This window comes from Streptomyces yaizuensis, from assembly GCF_034961445.1.
In the GTDB taxonomy this organism is placed as follows: Bacteria; Actinomycetota; Actinomycetes; order Streptomycetales; family Streptomycetaceae; genus Streptomyces; species Streptomyces yaizuensis.
The window spans coordinates 16,450-34,015 of record NZ_BSBI01000020.1 but is presented as its reverse complement, the minus strand read 5'-3'; the positions used below and the strand labels follow the sequence as shown (position 1 = coordinate 34,015).

13 protein-coding genes and 1 pseudogene are annotated in these 17,566 nt (G+C 73.3%); 10 read left to right on the top strand and 4 right to left on the bottom strand.

The window, feature by feature from the left end; translation table 11 throughout:
• Nucleotides 1-35 precede the first annotated feature (35 nt).
• Nucleotides 36-788 (top strand): isochorismatase family protein, encoded by a 753-nt coding sequence (locus tag SYYSPA8_RS34295; protein ID WP_323451349.1) that lies wholly within the window; start codon nucleotides 36-38, stop codon nucleotides 786-788.
• A gap of 20 nt (nucleotides 789-808) precedes the next feature.
• Complete coding sequence (locus tag SYYSPA8_RS34290; protein ID WP_323451348.1) at nucleotides 809-2,779, top strand: anthranilate synthase family protein; 1,971 nt, start codon at nucleotides 809-811, stop codon at nucleotides 2,777-2,779.
• Nucleotides 2,780-2,877: 98 nt separating this feature from the next.
• Here the strand turns inward: SYYSPA8_RS34290 and SYYSPA8_RS34285 are convergent, their stop codons facing one another.
• Both SYYSPA8_RS34285 and SYYSPA8_RS34280 read right to left on the bottom strand, forming a co-directional pair.
• Nucleotides 2,878-3,702 (bottom strand): hypothetical protein, encoded by an 825-nt coding sequence (locus tag SYYSPA8_RS34285; RefSeq protein WP_323451347.1) that lies wholly within the window; start codon nucleotides 3,700-3,702, stop codon nucleotides 2,878-2,880.
• Nucleotides 3,703-3,886: 184 nt separating this feature from the next.
• Complete coding sequence (locus SYYSPA8_RS34280) at nucleotides 3,887-5,497, bottom strand: penicillin-binding transpeptidase domain-containing protein (RefSeq protein ID WP_323451346.1); 1,611 nt, start codon at nucleotides 5,495-5,497, stop codon at nucleotides 3,887-3,889.
• Nucleotides 5,498-5,702: 205 nt separating this feature from the next.
• Between SYYSPA8_RS34280 and SYYSPA8_RS34275 the strand changes: the two genes are divergently transcribed.
• On the top strand, nucleotides 5,703-6,131 hold the full coding sequence (locus SYYSPA8_RS34275) for a PPOX class F420-dependent oxidoreductase (protein WP_323451345.1): 429 nt from the start codon (nucleotides 5,703-5,705) through the stop codon (nucleotides 6,129-6,131).
• 384 nt (nucleotides 6,132-6,515) lie between these two features.
• On the opposite strand, the pseudogene SYYSPA8_RS34270 reads toward SYYSPA8_RS34275, so the two are convergent.
• Together SYYSPA8_RS34270 and SYYSPA8_RS34265 are read right to left on the bottom strand one after the other, a co-directional pair.
• A pseudogene (locus tag SYYSPA8_RS34270) lies at nucleotides 6,516-6,857 on the bottom strand (DUF805 domain-containing protein); the annotation flags it as partial.
• A 264-nt stretch (nucleotides 6,858-7,121) separates the two neighbouring features.
• Nucleotides 7,122-8,894, bottom strand: coding sequence for a dolichyl-phosphate-mannose--protein mannosyltransferase (locus tag SYYSPA8_RS34265; RefSeq protein WP_323451344.1), 1,773 nt, complete (start codon nucleotides 8,892-8,894; stop codon nucleotides 7,122-7,124).
• 326 nt (nucleotides 8,895-9,220) lie between these two features.
• Between SYYSPA8_RS34265 and rsmI the strand changes: the two genes are divergently transcribed.
• The 7 genes from rsmI (at nucleotide 9,221) to SYYSPA8_RS34230 (ending at nucleotide 17,491) form a co-directional block, all read left to right on the top strand.
• The gene (rsmI, locus tag SYYSPA8_RS34260) at nucleotides 9,221-10,069 is read left to right on the top strand and encodes a 16S rRNA (cytidine(1402)-2'-O)-methyltransferase (RefSeq protein ID WP_323451458.1); all 849 of its coding nucleotides are present in this window, start codon (nucleotides 9,221-9,223) and stop codon (nucleotides 10,067-10,069) included.
• 201 nt (nucleotides 10,070-10,270) lie between these two features.
• Entirely contained in the window at nucleotides 10,271-10,726 is a 456-nt protein-coding gene (locus tag SYYSPA8_RS34255) for a hypothetical protein (protein ID WP_323451343.1), read from the top strand.
• 58 nt (nucleotides 10,727-10,784) lie between these two features.
• Nucleotides 10,785-11,657, top strand: a complete 873-nt coding sequence (locus SYYSPA8_RS34250) for a TatD family hydrolase (protein WP_323451342.1) — start codon at nucleotides 10,785-10,787, stop codon at nucleotides 11,655-11,657.
• 175 nt (nucleotides 11,658-11,832) lie between these two features.
• A complete protein-coding gene (locus SYYSPA8_RS34245; RefSeq protein WP_407706150.1) occupies nucleotides 11,833-13,722 on the top strand; it encodes a ubiquitin-like domain-containing protein in 1,890 nt (629 codons plus the stop codon).
• 118 nt (nucleotides 13,723-13,840) lie between these two features.
• Nucleotides 13,841-14,656, top strand: coding sequence for a 16S rRNA (adenine(1518)-N(6)/adenine(1519)-N(6))-dimethyltransferase RsmA (rsmA, locus tag SYYSPA8_RS34240; protein ID WP_323451456.1), 816 nt, complete (start codon nucleotides 13,841-13,843; stop codon nucleotides 14,654-14,656).
• The gene (locus SYYSPA8_RS34235) at nucleotides 14,626-15,549 is read left to right on the top strand and encodes a 4-(cytidine 5'-diphospho)-2-C-methyl-D-erythritol kinase (protein WP_407706152.1); all 924 of its coding nucleotides are present in this window, start codon (nucleotides 14,626-14,628) and stop codon (nucleotides 15,547-15,549) included. Before rsmA ends, SYYSPA8_RS34235 begins: the two co-directional genes overlap by 31 nt.
• Before the next feature lie 145 nt (nucleotides 15,550-15,694).
• Nucleotides 15,695-17,491: an ABC-F family ATP-binding cassette domain-containing protein gene (locus tag SYYSPA8_RS34230; RefSeq protein ID WP_323451340.1), complete on the top strand. Its 1,797-nt coding sequence runs from the start codon at nucleotides 15,695-15,697 to the stop codon at nucleotides 17,489-17,491.
• The last annotated feature ends 75 nt before the right edge of the window (nucleotides 17,492-17,566 follow it).

The window sequence follows — 17,566 nt, the reverse complement described above, 5'->3', positions numbered from 1 at the left end:
TCAGAGCAGACACAGCAAACGAGCAGAGGTGCACCATGTCCGGCATCCCCGAGATCACGTCCTACCCCCTGCCGACCGAGGACGACCTGCCCGGCAACACCGCCCGGTGGCTCCCCGACCCGGCCCGCGCGGTGCTGCTCATCCATGACATGCAGCGCTACTTCCTGCGCCCACTGGCCGGCGCGCCGGCCCTGCGCGACGAGGTCGTCGGGAACATCGCCGCACTCCGCGCGAGCTGCGCCCGCCTGGGCATCCCCGTCGGCTACACCGCCCAGCCCGGCGGCATGACCCCCGAACAGCGCGGCCTCCTCGCGGACTTCTGGGGCCCGGGCATGCGCGTCGACCCCGCCGACCGCGAGGTGGTCGAACCCCTGACACCAGCCGCGCACGACTGGCGGTTCACCAAGTGGCGCTACAGCGCCTTCTTCCGCTCCGACCTGCTGGACCGGATGCGCTTCCAGGGCCGTGACCAGCTCATCATCTGCGGTGTCTACGCGCATGTCGGCGTCCTGATGACGGCCGCCGAGGCCTTCACCCACGACATCCAGCCGTTCCTGGTCGCCGACGCGGTCGCCGACTTCTCCGCCGCCGACCACGCGATGGCCCTCGACTACGCGGCCCGGCGCTGCGCGGTCGTCACCCTGACCCGGACCCTGACCGGGGTGCTCGACAGCATCGCGGACGAGGACGGCGCCCACGCCGGCCACGGCGTGGTCCGGACCGCCCGCCCGGCGGAGCGGACCGTACGCCCCTCCCGCGCGCTGACCGTCGAATCGACCGCCGTATGACGGCGGAGAAGGAGAACCCCATGCCCCCCGGCCGCCCGCTCGACTCCGCGCTGGCCTCCCGGCCGTCCGACCGGCCCGGGGCCTTCGCCCTGCTGCACCGGCCCGAGGCGCACGGCCCGGACCGGCTCGACGTCCTGCTCGGCGAGGTGTCCACCCCCCGCACCCTCGCCGAACTGCCGCTGCCGGCCCCCGGCACGCCCGCCCCCGGCGCCGCCCGCCACGACGTCCTCGCGGTCATTCCCTACCGCCAGCTCGCCGAACGCGGCTACACCTGTCGCGACGACGGCGCCCCGCTGATCGCGATGACCGTCACCGAGCAGGAGACGGTGGACCTGGCAGGCGCCCTGGAGCGCATTCCCCACCGGGGCCTGCGGCTCACCGGCGAGCGGTTCGACGTGGACGACGAGACCTACGCCGAGATGGTGGGCCGGGTCGTCCGCGACGAGATCGGCCGGGGCGAGGGCGCCAACTTTGTCCTCAAGCGGTCCTTCACCGCCGAGATCACCGACTACGGGCTGTCCAGCGCGCTCTCCTTCTTCCGCCGGCTGGTGGAGCGGGAGTCCGGCGCGTACTGGACGTTCATCCTGCACACCGGGGACCGCACCTTCGTCGGCGCGACCCCCGAGCGGCACATCACGCTGCGGGACGGCACCGCCATGATGAACCCCATCAGCGGCACCTACCGCTATCCGCCGTCCGGCCCGAACCTGGCGGAGGTCCTGAAGTTCCTCGCGGACCGCAAGGAGACCGACGAGCTGTACATGGTCGTCGACGAGGAACTCAAGATGATGACCCGCGTCTGCGACACCGATGTACGGGTCACCGGGCCGCATCTGATGGAGATGGCACGGCTCGCCCACACCGGCTATCTCATCGAGGGCCGCACCGGCCGCGACCCCCGGGAGATCCTGCGCGAGACGATGTTCGCGCCGACGGTCACCGGCAGCCCCCTGGAGAACGCCTGCCGGGTGATCCACAAGTACGAGACCCGGGGACGCGGCTACTACAGCGGGGTCGCGGCCCTCATCGGCCGGGACGCGGCGGGCCGGGCCACCCTCGACTCGTCCATCCTCATCCGTACCGCCGAGATCGACGCCGCCGGCCGGGTGGACATCGGCGTCGGCGCGACCCTCGTGCGGCACTCCCAGCCGGCCTCCGAGGTCGCCGAGACCTGGGCGAAGGTGGCCGGGCTGCGCTCCGCGCTGGCGGCGGGGGAGCCCGTGGCACTGAGCGGGCACCCCGAGGTGCGGGCGGCGCTGGAGTCACGGAACGCGAAGATCGCCCGGTTCTGGCGGGCGGCCCCCGAAGCCGGTGCCGCCGGAAACCGGGCCCCCTGGCCGGACCTCGCGCTGCCGGGCCGGCGCGTCCTGATCGTGGACGCCGAGGACACCTTCACGTCCATGCTGGAACACCAGCTCCGCTCGCTGGGCCTCGCGGTGACCCTGCGCCGGTACGACGAGCCCTACGCGGCCGACGGGTACGACCTGGTGGTCCTCGGCCCCGGGCCCGGCGACCCGGGCGACCTCGCCCACCCGAAGATCGCCCATATGGCGGCGGCGGCCCGGAACCTGCTGGCGCGCGGGCGGCCCTTCCTCGCCGTCTGCCTCAGCCACCAGGTGCTCAGCCGCGAACTGGGGCTCACCGTGAACCGCAGGGAGACGCCCAACCAGGGCGTCCAGCGGCGGATCGACCTCTTCGGCCGGGCCGAGGACGTCGGCTTCTACAACTCCTTCGTGGCCCGCTCGGCGACGGACCGGCTCGCCCACCCCGTCCACGGGGAGGTACGGGTCAGCCGGGACGCCCGGACGGAGGAGGTGCACGCGCTGCTCGCCCGGCGGTTCGCGTCCATCCAGTTCCACGCGGAGTCGCTGCTCACGCACAACGGCGTCCGGATCACCGGCGAGCTGCTGACGCAGGTGCTGCACGGCGCCGGGCGGCCGGCCGCCGCCGGGGCCCCGGCGGCCCGTACGGCGGTGCCCGTCGGCAGCTGACGCCCCTCCCCGCGAAACGCCCCCGGCGGCGGCCCGGCGCATCGAGCGCGGGGCCGCCGCCGGGGCGGGTCCGGTGTCCGGACGGGGGAGCGGTGACGTCAGCGGACGTCGACGAAGTCGCCGCCGGCCTTGATGGCGGGGGTGGTGGAGGTGCCGTCGAAGCTGTAGCGGTAGTAGCCGTCCGCGGACGCCTTCACCGTGGTCTTCAGCTTGCCCGACGCGTCCGTCCTCACCGTCTTGACCGTGGTGTAGGTCTTGGCGTTCTTGGCCCGGAACTGGAGCTTCACCGGCTGGGCGGAGTAGCCCGCGTACCGCAGGTCGTCCCAGTTGGCGCGGGTGAGGGCACCGGTGACCGTGAGGTTCGCGCCCTTCTTCACCGGCTCCGGGGCGGCGTCGACGGTGAGCTTCGAGAACCGCTGGAGGCTGGTGCTCTTGTAGTTCCAGCGCAGCTCGCCGTTCCTGTCCTTGGCGTGCGCGGAGACGCCCAGCTTCCAGCCGCCGCCGGCCATGTCGTTGGACAGGCCGATCGGGTCGACGGTGAAGGTGAACTTGCAGGTGCCCGTCGTGCCCTTGTTGGTGCAGGACACGGGGTCCTTGTCGGGCTCGATCAGGTCCTGGGCCGCCATGGGGTCGGTGCCCCGCCACAGCACGGCGCTGCCCTTGGCGATGCCGCTGTTGTCCCGGGCGGTCATGGTGACGCTGACCTTCTTGGTGGCGGAGATGCCGAGGACGACCGGCTTGCCGCCGTTGATGACGACGGAGGTGATACGGGTGTCGCCGACTCGCTGGTCACCCGGGTGCGAGGCGTAGCCCTTGGACGACGCGCGGAAGGTCGGCTGGTCGACGGCGGTGGCGGCGGGGGCCGCGAGGGCGGTGGCGGCGAGGGCACCGGTCACCACGGCGACGGAAACACGGAAGCGCATACAGGTCCTCATGTGGCTTGAGGGGGGCACCGGTGCGCGGGATCGGCCGCGCTGGCCGGGCCCGGACAGCGGAAAGGAGTCTCCTGACTCACCGGTTCCGACTCGTGACACGTGTACATGGTTGTACGGATCCGGAAGGTTCTTTCCGGATCCGCACGAACCGGGTCAGCGGGCGTTCACCGGGTCAGCGGGCGTTCAGCACGCTGGCGACCACCGGGCCGGCCGACTCGCCGCCCCGGCCGCCCGCCTGGACGACGGCGGCCGCGGCGAGGTCGTCCGCGTACGCCGTGAACCAGCTGTTGGACTTGCCCTGGCCGTCGACCTCGGCGGAACCGGTCTTGGCACCCTTGTCGCCGCCGACCCCCGCCATCGGGGTCGCGCCGCTGCCGCTGACGGCGGTGGCCTTCATCATCTCCCGCAGCCCGGCGGCGACGGCGCCCGGCAGCGGCTCGGCCGTGGCCAGCTCGCGGTCGTCGAGGTCGGCGGGGACGAGCAGCGGCTGCTTGAAGGCGCCGTTCTTCGCGGTGGCGCTGATGGACGCCATGGTCAGCGCGTTCATCGTGATGCGGCCCTGGCCGATGTAGGAGGCGGCGGTCTCCGTGCCGGTCGAGACGGGGATGTCGCCGTCGAAGCTGGCGACGCCCGACTTCCAGTTGAGCCCGATGCCGAAGTACTTCTTCGCGGTCTCGCCCAGCGCCGTGCCGGAGGCGGCACCCAGCTTGGGCACGGCCTTGATGAAGGTGGTGTTGCAGGAACGCGCGAAGCTCTCCCGGAAGGTGGGCTTCCCGGGCAGGTCGAACTTCTTCAGGTTCTGGAAGGTGGCGCCTTCCCACTGGACGGTCGCGGGACACTCCACCGGCGAGCCGGGCCCGGCGACGATTCCCTTGTCCATCATCATCGCGGCCGTCACGATCTTCAGTGTGGAGCCGGGGGCCTGCTTGCCCAGCATCGCCACATTGAAGCCGCCCGCCGGGCTGTTGGCGACGGCCCGGATCTCGCCGGTGCTCGGCGCGATGGCGACCGTCGACGCCTGCGCGTGCTTCTTCACCGCCTGCTCGGCGGCCTCCTGCACCCCGGCGTCCAGCGTGGTCCTCAGCGTGCCCGGGGTGCCCTTGCCCAGCGAGAGCAGGGTGTGGTCGGCGACGCCCTCCTGGGTGGAGGTGACGACCAGTTCGACACCGGGGGTGCCGCCGGACTGCCTGCCGTACTTCTGCCGCAGCACGTCCAGCATCGGACCGAGCGAGGGGTACTTCTCCGGGGACAGCTCGCGCCCTTCGCGGTCCACGGCCCGGATCGGCGGCGCGGCCGACGCGGTCGTCTTCAGCGAGGTCGTCGGCGTCAGCTTCGGATGCACGACGGTCGGCTTCCACTCCACCAGCGGCCGCCCGGTGGTCTTCCCGCGGACGACGGTGAGCGTGGAGGCGTACGACCAGGGCTTGCTGAGGCCCTCGTGGGTCACGGTCGCCTTCACCGTGAACGGGACCGTCGTGCCGGTGGGCGGGCCCGGGGTGATCTCGGCCCGGGAGACCTTGGCCTTGGACTTGTAGCCGATCAGCAGGGGCTCGGCCTGCACCGGCTGGTTGGTCAGCCGCGCGGCCTCGGCGCCCCGCCCGGCCGCCCAGGCGGTGAGGAAGTCCTTCGACGCCTGATCGATCTCCTCGGTGCTGAGCGGGCCGGTCTTCCGTTCGGGTTCGTCGGAACCGCCGGTCAGGAAGGCGTAGCCGCCGTAGCCCACCCCGCCGGCCACGACCACGAACACACTGCCGACTATGGCGACCTTCGCTCCGCTCCGCACCGCTCGCGGTCTCCTTCTCAGCGCCCGGCCCGCTGAAAGACACTCAGCGGGTAATACCGCACTGAACCCTAAGGGAAAGCCCGCGGCGGGCACGGACCCAGGTCCCGCTTGTTACGCGACCGGGACGGTCGGGCGCCGCGTACAGGAGGCGCACACCCCGGCGAGCCTGACCGGCCGTCACCGATGACTATCGGAAAATGGGCAAATGGCGAAAACTATGACGAAGGGCGAGTGGCACGGGTTCGTCTCCGAGGGCACCCGTACCGCGAAGCTCTCGACCGTACGCGCCGACGGCTCACCGCACGTCGCCCCGGTGTGGTTCCTTCTCGACGGGGACGAGCTGGTGTTCAACACCGGCGCCGGGAGCGTCAAGGGGCGCAATCTGACCCGGGACGGCCGGGTCGCGATCTGTGTGGACGACGAGGAGCCGCCGTTCGCCTTCGTGGTGCTCCAGGGGCAGGCGGAGGTCAGCGACGACGTGGAGCAGGCCCGGCACTGGGCCACGCGGATCGCCGCCCGCTACATGGGGGAGGAGCAGGCGGAGGAGTTCGGCCGCCGCAACGGCGTCGCCGGGGAGCTGACCGTACGGGTCCGGGTGAACCGGGCCCTGGCCGTCGCCGGCCTCACGGACTGAACCGGGCATCCGCCCCCGGCCGTTCTCCGGCCGGAAACGGCGAAGACCGGCGGGGAGCGGTTCCCGCCGGTCTTCACCGGATGTCAGAGGCCCTGGCCGGGGGGCTGGTGGCCCGCTGTCCGGCCGGCCGGATCACTGGCCGTACGGACCGGGCTGGCCGGGCTGCTGGCCGTAGCCGGGCTGTCCCGGCGCCGGGTACTGGCCGGGCTGCTGCTGCCCGTACGGACCGGGCTGGCCCGGCTGGCCGTACCCCTGCTGCGGCTGCCCGTATCCCTGCTGCGGCTGGCCGTAGCCGCCGGCCTGGCCCTGCACCGGGTACTGGCCGGGGGCCGGGTAGCCGGGCACCTGGTAGCCGCCGCCGTAGGAGCCGCCCAGCGCGTCGTGCTTCGGGTTCTGGCCCCACTTGTTGTCGTGCGGCTCGCCGTCCAGGCAGGTGAAGACCAGGACGATGATCCAGCCGACGAGCGGGACCAGGTTGAGCAGGATCCACCAGCCGCTGCGGCCGGTGTCGTGCAGCCGGCGGACCGTCACGGCGAGGGACGGCAGGAACGTGGCGATGGCGTAGAGGAAGAAGAGGAACGAGTTCGGCGACCAGAGTATGAGGTCCACGATCGTCAGCGCGATGAGCGCGACGATGTGGAACAGCGTGAACATCCAGTACTCCTTGCGCCGTGCGCGCCCGGAGAAAGTGGCGTACTTCTTGAGGACGGTCAGATACCAGTTCATGGGACCCCCCGGGGGACGACGACAGGGAGAAGCCCGCTCCGGCGGAGCGGGCCCGAGTCGCCGAACGTATGTGCCTTGAACGGTACGGGTCAAGCCGATTCCGGATGATCACAGTGGTCTGTACTGATTTGTCATCCCGGTGTGATGTGGAAGGCGCAGCCTCCGGTCCGGGCTCCGAAGCGGCATCCGGAACAGGATCCGGAACGGCCGCCGGGGCGGACCCGCGCCGGCCCGCCCCCCCCCGGGAACGGTGGTGACGACAGGTCAGACCCAGGTGTCCAGCCACATCCGGTCGCGCCAGTCGTCCAGGGGGATCGGGGTCCCGGTGTAGAGCGGATGGAAGTAGATGAAATTCCAGATGATCAGGAGCACCAGGACCCCCGAGGCGATCGCCCCGACCGCCCGCCGCCGCTCGTCCGAGCCGGCCGGCCCCAGCATCGCCCCGATCATCATCGCCACCGCCAGACAGAGGAACGGCACGAAGACGACCGCGTAGAAGAGGAAGATCGTCCGCTCCTGGTAGAGGAACCACGGCAGCCAGCCCGCCGCGATCCCGCAGGCGATCGCGCCCGCCCGCCAGTCCCGGCGGAAGAACCAGCGCCACAGCACATACGCGATGGCGAAGCACGCGGCCCACCACAGCAGCGGCGTCCCCAGCGCCAGCACCTCGCTCGCGCACTTCTCCTTCGCGTCCGCCGGGCAGCCGCCGGTGCCCGGCGCCGGGTCCTCGTAGAAGTAGGAGACCGGGCGGCCCAGGACGATCCAGCTCCATGGATTCGACTCGTAGGTGTGCCCCGACTTCAGATTCACATGGAAGCTGTAGACCTCGGACTCGTAGTGCCAGAAGCTGCGCAGCGCCGCCGGGACCCAGTCCATGGAGAACTGCGGCAGGTCGATCCGGCCCAGCAGGGGCAGGGAGACATGGTCGGGGGAGAGGCCGGAGCGGTGGTCCGCCCAGTCCCGGAAGTAGCCGCCCCTGGTGAAGAACCACCCCGACCACGACGCCAGATAGGTGGCGAGCGCGACCGGGACGGTGGAGACGAAGGCGGGCAGCACATCCCGGCGGAGCACCGCCCGGTACTGCTGGACCGCGCCCGCCGTGCGCCGGGCGCCCGCGTCCCAGAGCAGTGCCATCACACAGAACGCGGCCATCACATAGAGGCCGTTCCACTTGGTGCCCGCCGCGAGGCCGAGCATCACACCGGCCGCGATCCGCCACGGCCGCCAGCCGAAGCGGAATCTCTCCGCGATCGCCGCGTCCGGCCGTAGCACCCCGTCGTCGTCCACGGGCAGCGCGGCCGCGAGCCGCCCGCGCGCCCAGTCCCGGTCCACCACCAGGCAGCCGAAGGCCGCCAGCACGAAGAACATCAGCACCAGGTCGAGCAGGGCGGCCCGGCTCATGACGAAGTGGAGTCCGTCCACGGCGAGCAGCAGCCCCGCCAGGCACCCCAGGAAGGTGGAGCGGAAGAGCCGGCGGCCGATCCGGCAGAGCATCAGCACGGACAGGGTGCCGAGCACCGCGACCATGAAGCGCCAGCCGAAGGGCGTGAAGTCGAAGAGCTTCTCGCCGAGGCCGATCACCCACTTGCCGACCGGCGGGTGCACCACATAGCCGGGGTCGGTGGGGACGGCGACGGTGGCGGGGTCGTTCAGGATCGCCTTGTCGACGTCCTTGGGCCAGTTGCCCTCGTACCCCTGGTTGACGAGCGCCCACGCGTCCTTCGCGTAGTACGTCTCATCGAATATCACCGCGTCCGGTTTGCCCAGGTTCCAGAACCGCAGCAGGCCGGCGACCAGGGCGACCAGCAGCGGCCCCAGCCAGGCGGAGAGCCTGACCAGGGTCGCGGCCGTCGCCGGGGCGATCCCGAAAACCGGCCAGAGCCGTTCGGAGGGTCGGGTGTAGGGCGGGACCAGGCGCTCGCGCAGCCCGGCCCCGGACGGCGGCGTGTAGCCGAATCTGCGCAGCCGCTGCTGCCAGCCGGGGGGCTCCTGGCCGGCATCCCTGCCCTGGACGGTCTGTGGCGCGGTACTGGTCACCCGCGCCATGGTAGGGAACGTCCGTGTGCGAGGTGCCGCCCCCGAGGGTGCGAGGGCCCTTCGCGCGCGTTGGGCGGGGCCGTGGGCCGGGCCGGCGCCCTGGGAGAATGGGGTACGTGACCACTGCGCATGCCTCCGGCACCACCCCCGCTTCCGACGCCTCCGACACCTCCGACACTCCCGGCGGCGCCGGGGCCCCCGACGCCTACGAGGACTCAGAGGCCTTTGAGGGGGACGACGGCTACGAGGAGGACGGCGAGGGGGACGAGGCGCACGGCGGGCCCGGCGGGCAGGCCCCCGGCCCCGTCCCCGCGCACGGCGCCGGGCTGCTGGTCCTCGCCGGCACCCCGATCGGCGACCCCGCCGACGCCCCGCCCCGGCTCGCCGCCGAGCTGGCCAGTGCGGACGTGGTCGCCGCCGAGGACACCCGCAGGCTGCGCCGGCTCACCCACGCCCTCGGTGTCCGCCCCTCGGGGCGCGTCGTCTCGTACAACGAGGTCAACGAGGTGTCCCGGACCCCGCAGCTGGTCGAGACCCTGGCCGGCGGGGGCCGGGTGCTGCTCGTCACCGACGCCGGGATGCCCTCCGTCTCGGACCCCGGCTACCGGCTGGTCGCCGCCGCCGTGGAGCGCGGTGTCCGCGTCACGGCCGTCCCCGGCCCGTCCGCCGTGCTCACCGCGCTGGCCCTGTCCGGGCTGCCCGTCGACCGCTTCAGCTTCGAGGGCTTCCCGCCGCGCAAGCAGGGCGAGCTTCTGGCCCGGCTGCGCGAGAACGCCACCGAGCGCCGTACCCAGGTCTACTTCGAGTCCCGGCACCGGCTGGCCGCGACGCTGGCGGCGATGGCCGAGGCCTACGGCGCCGACCGCCGGGCCGCCGTCTGCCGCGAGCTGACCAAGACGTACGAGGAGATCCGGCGCGGGAGCCTGGGGGAGCTGGCCGAGTGGGCGGCACCCGGCGAGGTGCGCGGCGAGATCACCATCGTGGTCGAGGGCGTCACCGCCACCCGGCCGGCCGATGTGACGCCCGGGGAACTGGTCCGCCGGGTCCGGGTGCGGGAGGAGGCGGGCGAGCGCCGCAAGGAGGCCATCGCCGCCGTCGCGGCCGAGCTGGGCGTGCCCAAGCGGACGGTGTTCGACGCCGTGGTGGCGGCGAAGAACGCCCAGGGCCCCGCCTGAGCCCGCCCCCGTACCCCCCGGCCCGGCTTTTTCCCCCGAAGGTCCCCCGAAACGGTAAAGGGCTACCGTGGAAGGCAAAGCGCAGACCGGCTCCGGAATCGATTGGGCATGGGAAGGCCAAAGAGCGCTTCAATTATCGGCTGAAGCTGATGCGCTCCCGCCGGAATGGGCGTCCACTGGATCAGGTGGAGAGGAGCTGGCATGACTGAGATCGCAGGCGCCGCCAAGGTCCACGAGGCATATGCCTTTGCCTGTATGCGATGCGGTTACGGCTGGGAACAGTCGTATCAAATAGAGCACCACCTCGACGCCCACGGCCGTGAATACGTCGTCTACCGGGCGGAGGGCGAACGGGTGCCCTCACCGCTGTCGAGCCCCACCTGTGTGAGCTGCGGCGGGCACGTCGTACGGATCATGCGGGCGGGACAGGTCTCCTCCGTGCTGGACCGCATGGCGCGCCCCGGCGCCGCGCCCCCGGGGGCGGGCGGGCTCCGGGAGACGGGCCCCGCGCCCATCGCCGGGCCCATCGGCGCCGAGGCGCTGGCCGGGGAGGGGCAGACCCCGGTGGACGGCGCCCCGGCCCGGGAGGACGCCGCCTCCAGACCGCAGCACCACTGGCGGCTCTCGGATCTGCTCCACCCCTTCCAGCGGCGCTGAGGCCCGCGCCGCCACGGGCGCCCGGGGGCCGGGCCCGGCCCCCTCGTAGGATCGCTACATGACGTCGAAGTCCACCCCACCGCCGCTGCCCGAACCGCTCCGGGTCCCCGTCGCCGACTCCCACACCCACCTGGACATGCAGGCGGGCACCGTGGAGGAGGCGCTGGAGCGGGCAGCGGCGGTGGGGGTTGCCACGGTGGTGCAGGTCGGGTGCGACCTCAAGGGCTCCCACTGGGCCGCGCGGACCGCCGCCGAGCACGCGAATGTGCACGCGGCGGTCGCGCTGCACCCGAACGAGGCCCCCCGGATCGTCCACGGGGACCCCGACAACTGGTCCCGCCAGGGCACGGCCCGCGAGGCCGGGGGCGAGGCCGCCCTCGACGAGGCGCTGGCGGAGATCGACGCGCTGGCGGCCCTGCCGCAGGTCCGCGCGGTCGGCGAGACCGGTCTCGACACCTTCCGCACCGGGCCCGGGGGCGTCGCCGCGCAGGAACGCTCCTTCCGGGCCCATATCGAGATCGCCAAACGCCATGGCAAGGCGCTCGTCATTCACGACCGGGAGGCGCACGCGGACGTGCTGCGCATTCTCGCCGAGGAGGGCGCGCCCGAGCGGACGATCTTCCACTGCTTTTCCGGTGACGCGGAAATGGCACGGGAGTGCGCGGCCGCGGGCTACTACATGTCCTTCGCCGGAAACGTGACCTTCAAGAACGCGGCGCCGCTGCGGGACGCGCTCGTGGTGGCGCCCCGCGAACTCGTCCTGGTGGAGACGGACGCGCCTTTCCTGACCCCGGCGCCCTACCGCGGCCGGCCCAACGCGCCCTATCTCATTCCGGTGACGCTGCGGGCGATGGCGGCGGTGAAGGGGCTGGACGAGGACACCCTCGCGGCGGCGATCGCGGCGAACACGGCGACGGCGTTCGACTACTGAGCGGGCCGGGGCGGGCCCGTCGCGTGCGCCGGAGGCCGGGAGCGCGGAGCGGGGAAGGGTACCGTTCGCAACGCCGAGTAGTCGAACCGCTTGGGAGAGTGACCGTCGCTCGGGTACGGTCCCGGGGTCCGGGCCGCCGTTCAGCGGGCCGGACCCGGAGCTACGGAGCGTGGTCGTGACCGATCTGAGCCAGGCGGGCGGCAGTGGGCGGGGCGGCGGGCTCCGCGCCGGGGACGACGGCGATCTCCACGACGGGTACGGCCCCCAGGGCCCCCGCGGCCTCCACGACGGGCATGACCCCCGCGACGGGTACGGCCCCGGGGAGTTCCGCGACCCGAACGGCCCCCGCGACCCCCATGACCCCCCTGACGGGTACGGCCCCCGCGACCCCCGCCCGTACGGTCCCTACGCCGCCGCCTTCGCGGGCCGCCCCGGACAGCCGGGCCCGGCGGCCCACCCGGGCCACCCAGGCCATCCCGGCCACCCCGGCCACCCCGGGTACGCGACCCACCCCGGGCACCCCGGCCGCCCGCTGCGGGCCAACCCCTTCTGGCCGCCGTTCCCCCTCGCCTTCCCTCCCCCCTTCCCCGGCGGCGACCCCCGCCTCGCCGGGCAGCAGCGCCCGGTGCCGCGCCAGGCCCCGCCCGCCCAGGGACACGCGGGCCGCCCCCACCCCTGGTACCCCGCGTACACCGGCCGCCCCGGATATGCCGCGTACGCCCCGTACGCCCCGTACCCGCCCTACCCGCCGTATCCCGCGTCCTCCTGGTACCCCGCCCCCACCGCGTACGCACCACCACCCCGGACCCCTGCCCCGGCCCCGGAGCGGGCCGACGGTCCCGATGACAGTGACGACGGCCTCGTCCTCGGCACCTTCCGCCCCCTGTCCGAGCCCGAGCCCCGAAGACGCGCGGCCGCCCACCGCGCCCCCCGCCGCAAGGTCCTGATCCATTCCTCCCCCTCCTCCGACGGCGGAGGACTGCGCCGGCTGCTCCCCCAGGCCCTGGTCATCGCCGTCCTCGCCGGCGGCACCGCCGCCTTCGTCGCCGGCGACAAGGCCGTCCGGCTCACCGTCGACGGCCGCACCCGCACCCTCCACACCTTCGCCGACGACGTCGGCGAACTGCTGGCGGCACAGGGGCTGCGCACCGGCTCCCACGACCAGGTCGCGCCCACCCCCGCCACCGACCTGACCAGCGGCGACGAGATCACCGTCCAGTACGGCAGGCCCCTCGCCCTCACCCTCGACGGACACCGCGCCCAGGTGTGGACCACCGCCCGCACCGTCGGCGGCGCCCTGCGCGGGCTGGGGATCCCCCTCCGCGGCGCCCAGATCTCCGTCCCCCGCTCCCGCCCCGTCCCCCGCTCCGGCCTGGCCCTGGAGGTCCGTACCGAACGGGCCGTGACCTTCCGCGCCGACGGCCGTGCCCAAACCGTCCGCACCACCGCCCTCACCGTCGGCCAGGCCCTCACCGAGGCCGGGATCGTCCTGCGCGGCTGGGACGTCACCTCCGTCCCCCTCGGCGGCTTCCCCCGCGACGGCGAGACCGTCACCGTGCTGCGGGTCACCGGCTACCGGGAGGTCCGCGAGGAGTCGGTCCCGTACGACGTGATCCGCGTCCCCGACGCCGCGCTGAGCGCCGGCACCGAGACCGTCGACCGGCAGGGCAGCCCCGGTCTGCGGCGGGTCACCTACGAACTGCGCACCGTCAACGGGGTCCGCCAGCGGCCCCGGCAGGTCGCCGACGAGCAGGTCAGGGCCCCCGTCGCACACCGGGTGCGGGTCGGCACCGGCCCCGCGCCCCGGGCCGCCGCCCTCTCCCCCGACGGGCTGGACTGGGCCGCGCTCGCCCAGTGCGAGTCCGGCGGCCGGCCCGGCGCGGTGGACGGCACCGGCACCCACGGCGGCCTCTACCAGTTCGACACCGGAACCTGGCGCTCCCTCGGTGGCAGCGGCCGCCCGCAGGACGCCCCCGCCGCCGAACAGACCCACCGGGCGAAGCGGCTCTACCAGCGCCGGGGCGCCGCGCCCTGGCCGCACTGCGGCCGCACGCTCTTCCGCTGAGCACCCGTAGGCTGTGTCGGTGAGCACCACTGACCCCACCGACGCCTCCGACGCCGCCGCGCCCGACGACACCAGTGCCGACTCCGGCGACACGGCCGCCCTCCTCGGCCCCGCCGACATCCGCGAGCTGGCCGCCGCCCTGGGCGTACGCCCCACCAAGCAGCGCGGCCAGAACTTCGTCATCGACGCGAACACCGTCCGCCGGATCGTCCGGACGGCCGGGGTCCGCGCGGACGACGTCGTCGTCGAGGTCGGCCCGGGTCTCGGCTCGCTGACCCTGGCGCTCCTGGAGGCCGCCGACCGGGTGGTCGCCGTCGAGATCGACGACGTCCTGGCCGCCGCGCTGCCCACCACGATCCTGTCCCGGCTGCCGGAGCGGGCCCCCCGCTTCGCGCTGGTGCACGCCGACGCCATGCTCGTGGAGGAGCTGCCGGGCCCGCCGCCGACCGCGCTGGTCGCGAACCTCCCGTACAACGTCGCCGTGCCGGTGCTGCTCCACATGCTCGCCCGCTTCCCCACCATCGAACGCACGCTGGTGATGGTGCAGGCCGAGGTCGCCGACCGGCTGGCGGCGAGCCCGGGGAACAAGGTGTACGGAGTGCCGTCGGTCAAGGCGAACTGGTACGCGGAGGTCAAGCGCGCCGGATCGATCGGGCGTAATGTGTTCTGGCCCGCGCCGAACGTCGATTCCGGCCTGGTGTCGCTGGTCAGGCGGGATCCGCCGAAGACCACGGCCACCAGGGCGGAGGTCTTCGCGGTGGTCGACGCGGCGTTCGCGCAGCGCCGCAAGACGCTGCGTGCCGCCCTCGCGGGCTGGGCGGGATCGCCCGCGGCGGCGGAGGCGGCCCTCGTGGCCGCCGGGATCTCCCCGCAGGCCCGTGGGGAATCCCTGACGGTGGAGGAATTCGCACGGATCGCGGAGGCGAAGGCTTGAGCGGCGTCACGGTACGGGTACCGGCGAAGGTCAACATCCAGCTGGCGGTGGGGGGTGCGCGGCCTGACGGCTTCCACGACCTGGCCAATGTGTTTCTCGCGGTGTCCCTCTACGACGAGGTCACCGTCCGCCCGGCGGAGCGGCTGACCATCACCTGCGAGGGGGCGGGCGCGGCGAAGGTCCCCCTCGACGAGTCCAATCTCGCGGCGCGGGCCGCCCTGCTCCTCGCCGAGCGGCACGGCATCGCCCCCGATGTCCATATCCACATAGCCAAGGCGATCCCCGTCGCCGGGGGCATGGCGGGCGGCAGCGCCGACGGCGCGGGCGCGCTGCTGGCCTGCGACACCCTGTGGGGGCTCGGCTCCTCGCAGGCCCAGCTGCTGGAGCTGTGCGCCGTACTCGGCAGCGATGTGCCGTTCAGCCTGGCCGGCGGCGCGGCGCTGGGCACCGGGCGCGGTGAGCGGCTGACCCCGCTGCCGGTCGGCGGCGACTTCCACTGGGTCTTCGCCGTCGCGGACGGCGGGCTCTCGACCCCGGCGGTGTACGGCGAGTTCGACCGGCTCCACGCGGGGGCCCGGGTGCCCGCGCCGCGCGCGTCCGAGCCGCTGCTCGACGCCCTGGGCGCCGGGGACGCCGCCGCCCTGGGCGCGGCCCTCGTCAACGATCTCCAGCCGGCGGCGCTGTCGCTGCGGCCCTCGCTCGCCGCGACGCTCGACGCGGGGCTCGCGGGGGGCGCGCTCGCCGCCCTGGTCTCCGGCTCGGGGCCGACCACGGCCTTCCTGGCCAAGTCGGCCGAGGCCGCCGCCGAGGTCGCCGGGGCGCTGGACGCCTCCGGGACCTGCCTGGCCACGCATGTCGCCACCTCGCCGGCCCCGGGCGCCACGGTCCTCTGACCCCGCCTCCACCAGCCGATCACGTATCGGCGAGAGCCGGTGAGTACCGTCCGCGAGCCCCCGCCCGGGGCTCGCGGACGGAGGGACCACGGGAGCGGACTACTCTGGAAGGCCGATCCCGTACCCGGCAGCAGCATGGAGAAAAATGGCCGTCAACCTGGTCAATGTCGAGGCCGCCAGCAAGGTGTACGGCACCCGTGCGCTCCTCGACGGGGTGTCCCTCGGCGTCTCCGAAGGCGACCGCATCGGCGTCGTCGGACGCAACGGCGACGGCAAGACCACCTTGATCAGACTGCTGGCCAAGCTGGAGGAACCGGACACCGGGCGGGTGACCCAGAGCGGCGGGCTGCGGCTCGGAGTGCTCACCCAGCACGACTCGCTGGACCCGGAGGCGACCGTCCGGCACGAGGTCATCGGCGATCTCGCGGACCACGAGTGGGCCGGGAACGCCAAGATCCGCGATGTGCTCACCGGCCTCTTCGGCGGGCTCGACCTGCCCGGCTTCCCGCAGGGCCTGGACACCGTCATCGCCCCGCTCTCCGGCGGTGAGCGCCGCCGGGTCGCACTCGCGAAGCTGCTCATCGCCGACCAGGACCTGATCGTCCTGGACGAGCCCACCAACCACCTCGACGTCGAGGGCATCGCCTGGCTCGCCCGCCACCTCCAGGCCCGCCGCTCCGCGCTGGTGTGCGTTACCCACGACCGCTGGTTCCTGGACCAGGTCTGCACCCGCATGTGGGACGTGCAGCGCGGTGCGGTCTACGAGTACGAGGGCGGCTACAGCGACTACGTCTTCGCCCGCGCCGAGCGGGAGCGGATCGCCGCCACCGAGGAGACCAAGCGGCAGAACCTGGTCCGCAAGGAGCTGGCCTGGCTGCGGCGCGGCGCCCCCGCCCGTACCTCCAAGCCGCGCTACCGGATCGAGGCGGCCAACGAGCTGATCGCCGATGTGCCGCCGCCCCGGGACACCAGCGAGCTGATGAAGTTCGCGAACGCCCGCCTCGGCAAGACGGTGTTCGACCTGGAGGACGTCGGCGTCCAGGCCGGGCCCAAGCTGCTGCTGAAGCATCTGACCTGGCAGCTGGGCCCCGGCGACCGGGTCGGCCTGGTCGGGGTGAACGGCGCGGGCAAGACCTCGCTGCTGCGGGCCCTCGCGGACGCCGCGCGCAGCGACGGCGAGATCCAGCCCGCCGAGGGCCGGATCGTGGTCGGCAAGACCGTACGGCTCGCCTATCTCTCGCAGGACGTGACCGAGCTGCCCGGGTCCCTGCGGGTGCTGGAGGCCGTGCAGCAGATCCGGGACCGGGTCGACCTCGGCAAGGGCCGGGAGATGACGGCGGGCCAGCTCTGCGAGCAGTTCGGCTTCGTCAAGGAGAAGCAGTGGACGCCGGTCTCCGACCTCTCCGGCGGTGAGCGGCGCCGGCTCCAGCTGCTGCGGCTGCTGATGGACGAGCCGAACGTGCTCTTCCTGGACGAGCCCACCAACGACCTCGACATCGAGACCCTGACCCAGCTGGAGGACCTGCTCGACGGCTGGCCCGGGTCGATGGTCGTCATCTCCCACGACCGGTTCTTCCTGGAGCGGACCACCGACCGGGTCTTCGCCCTCCTCGGCGACGCCGCCCTGCGGATGCTGCCGCGCGGGATCGACGAGTACCTGGAGCGGCGGCAGCGGATGATCGAGGCGGCGGCCCCGGTGCCGGCCGCGCCCGTGGTGAAGGCCAAGTCGGCGGGGGAGGCCCGCGCCGCGCAGAAGGAGCTGTCCCGGATCGAGCGCCGGCTCGACAAGATCTCCGAGAAGGAGACCGTGCTGCACGACCGGATCGCGGAGCACGCCACGGACTTCGAGAAGGTCGCCGGGCTCGACGCGGAGCTGCGGGAACTGGCGGGCGAGCGCGAGGAGTTGGAGCTGCGCTGGCTGGAGCTGGCCGAGGACGCCTGAGCGGCGGGCCCCGGCCCCTCCGGCTGCCCGCCCGGCTGCCCGTCCGCCGGACGGACCGGGGCCGGTCAGCGGCCG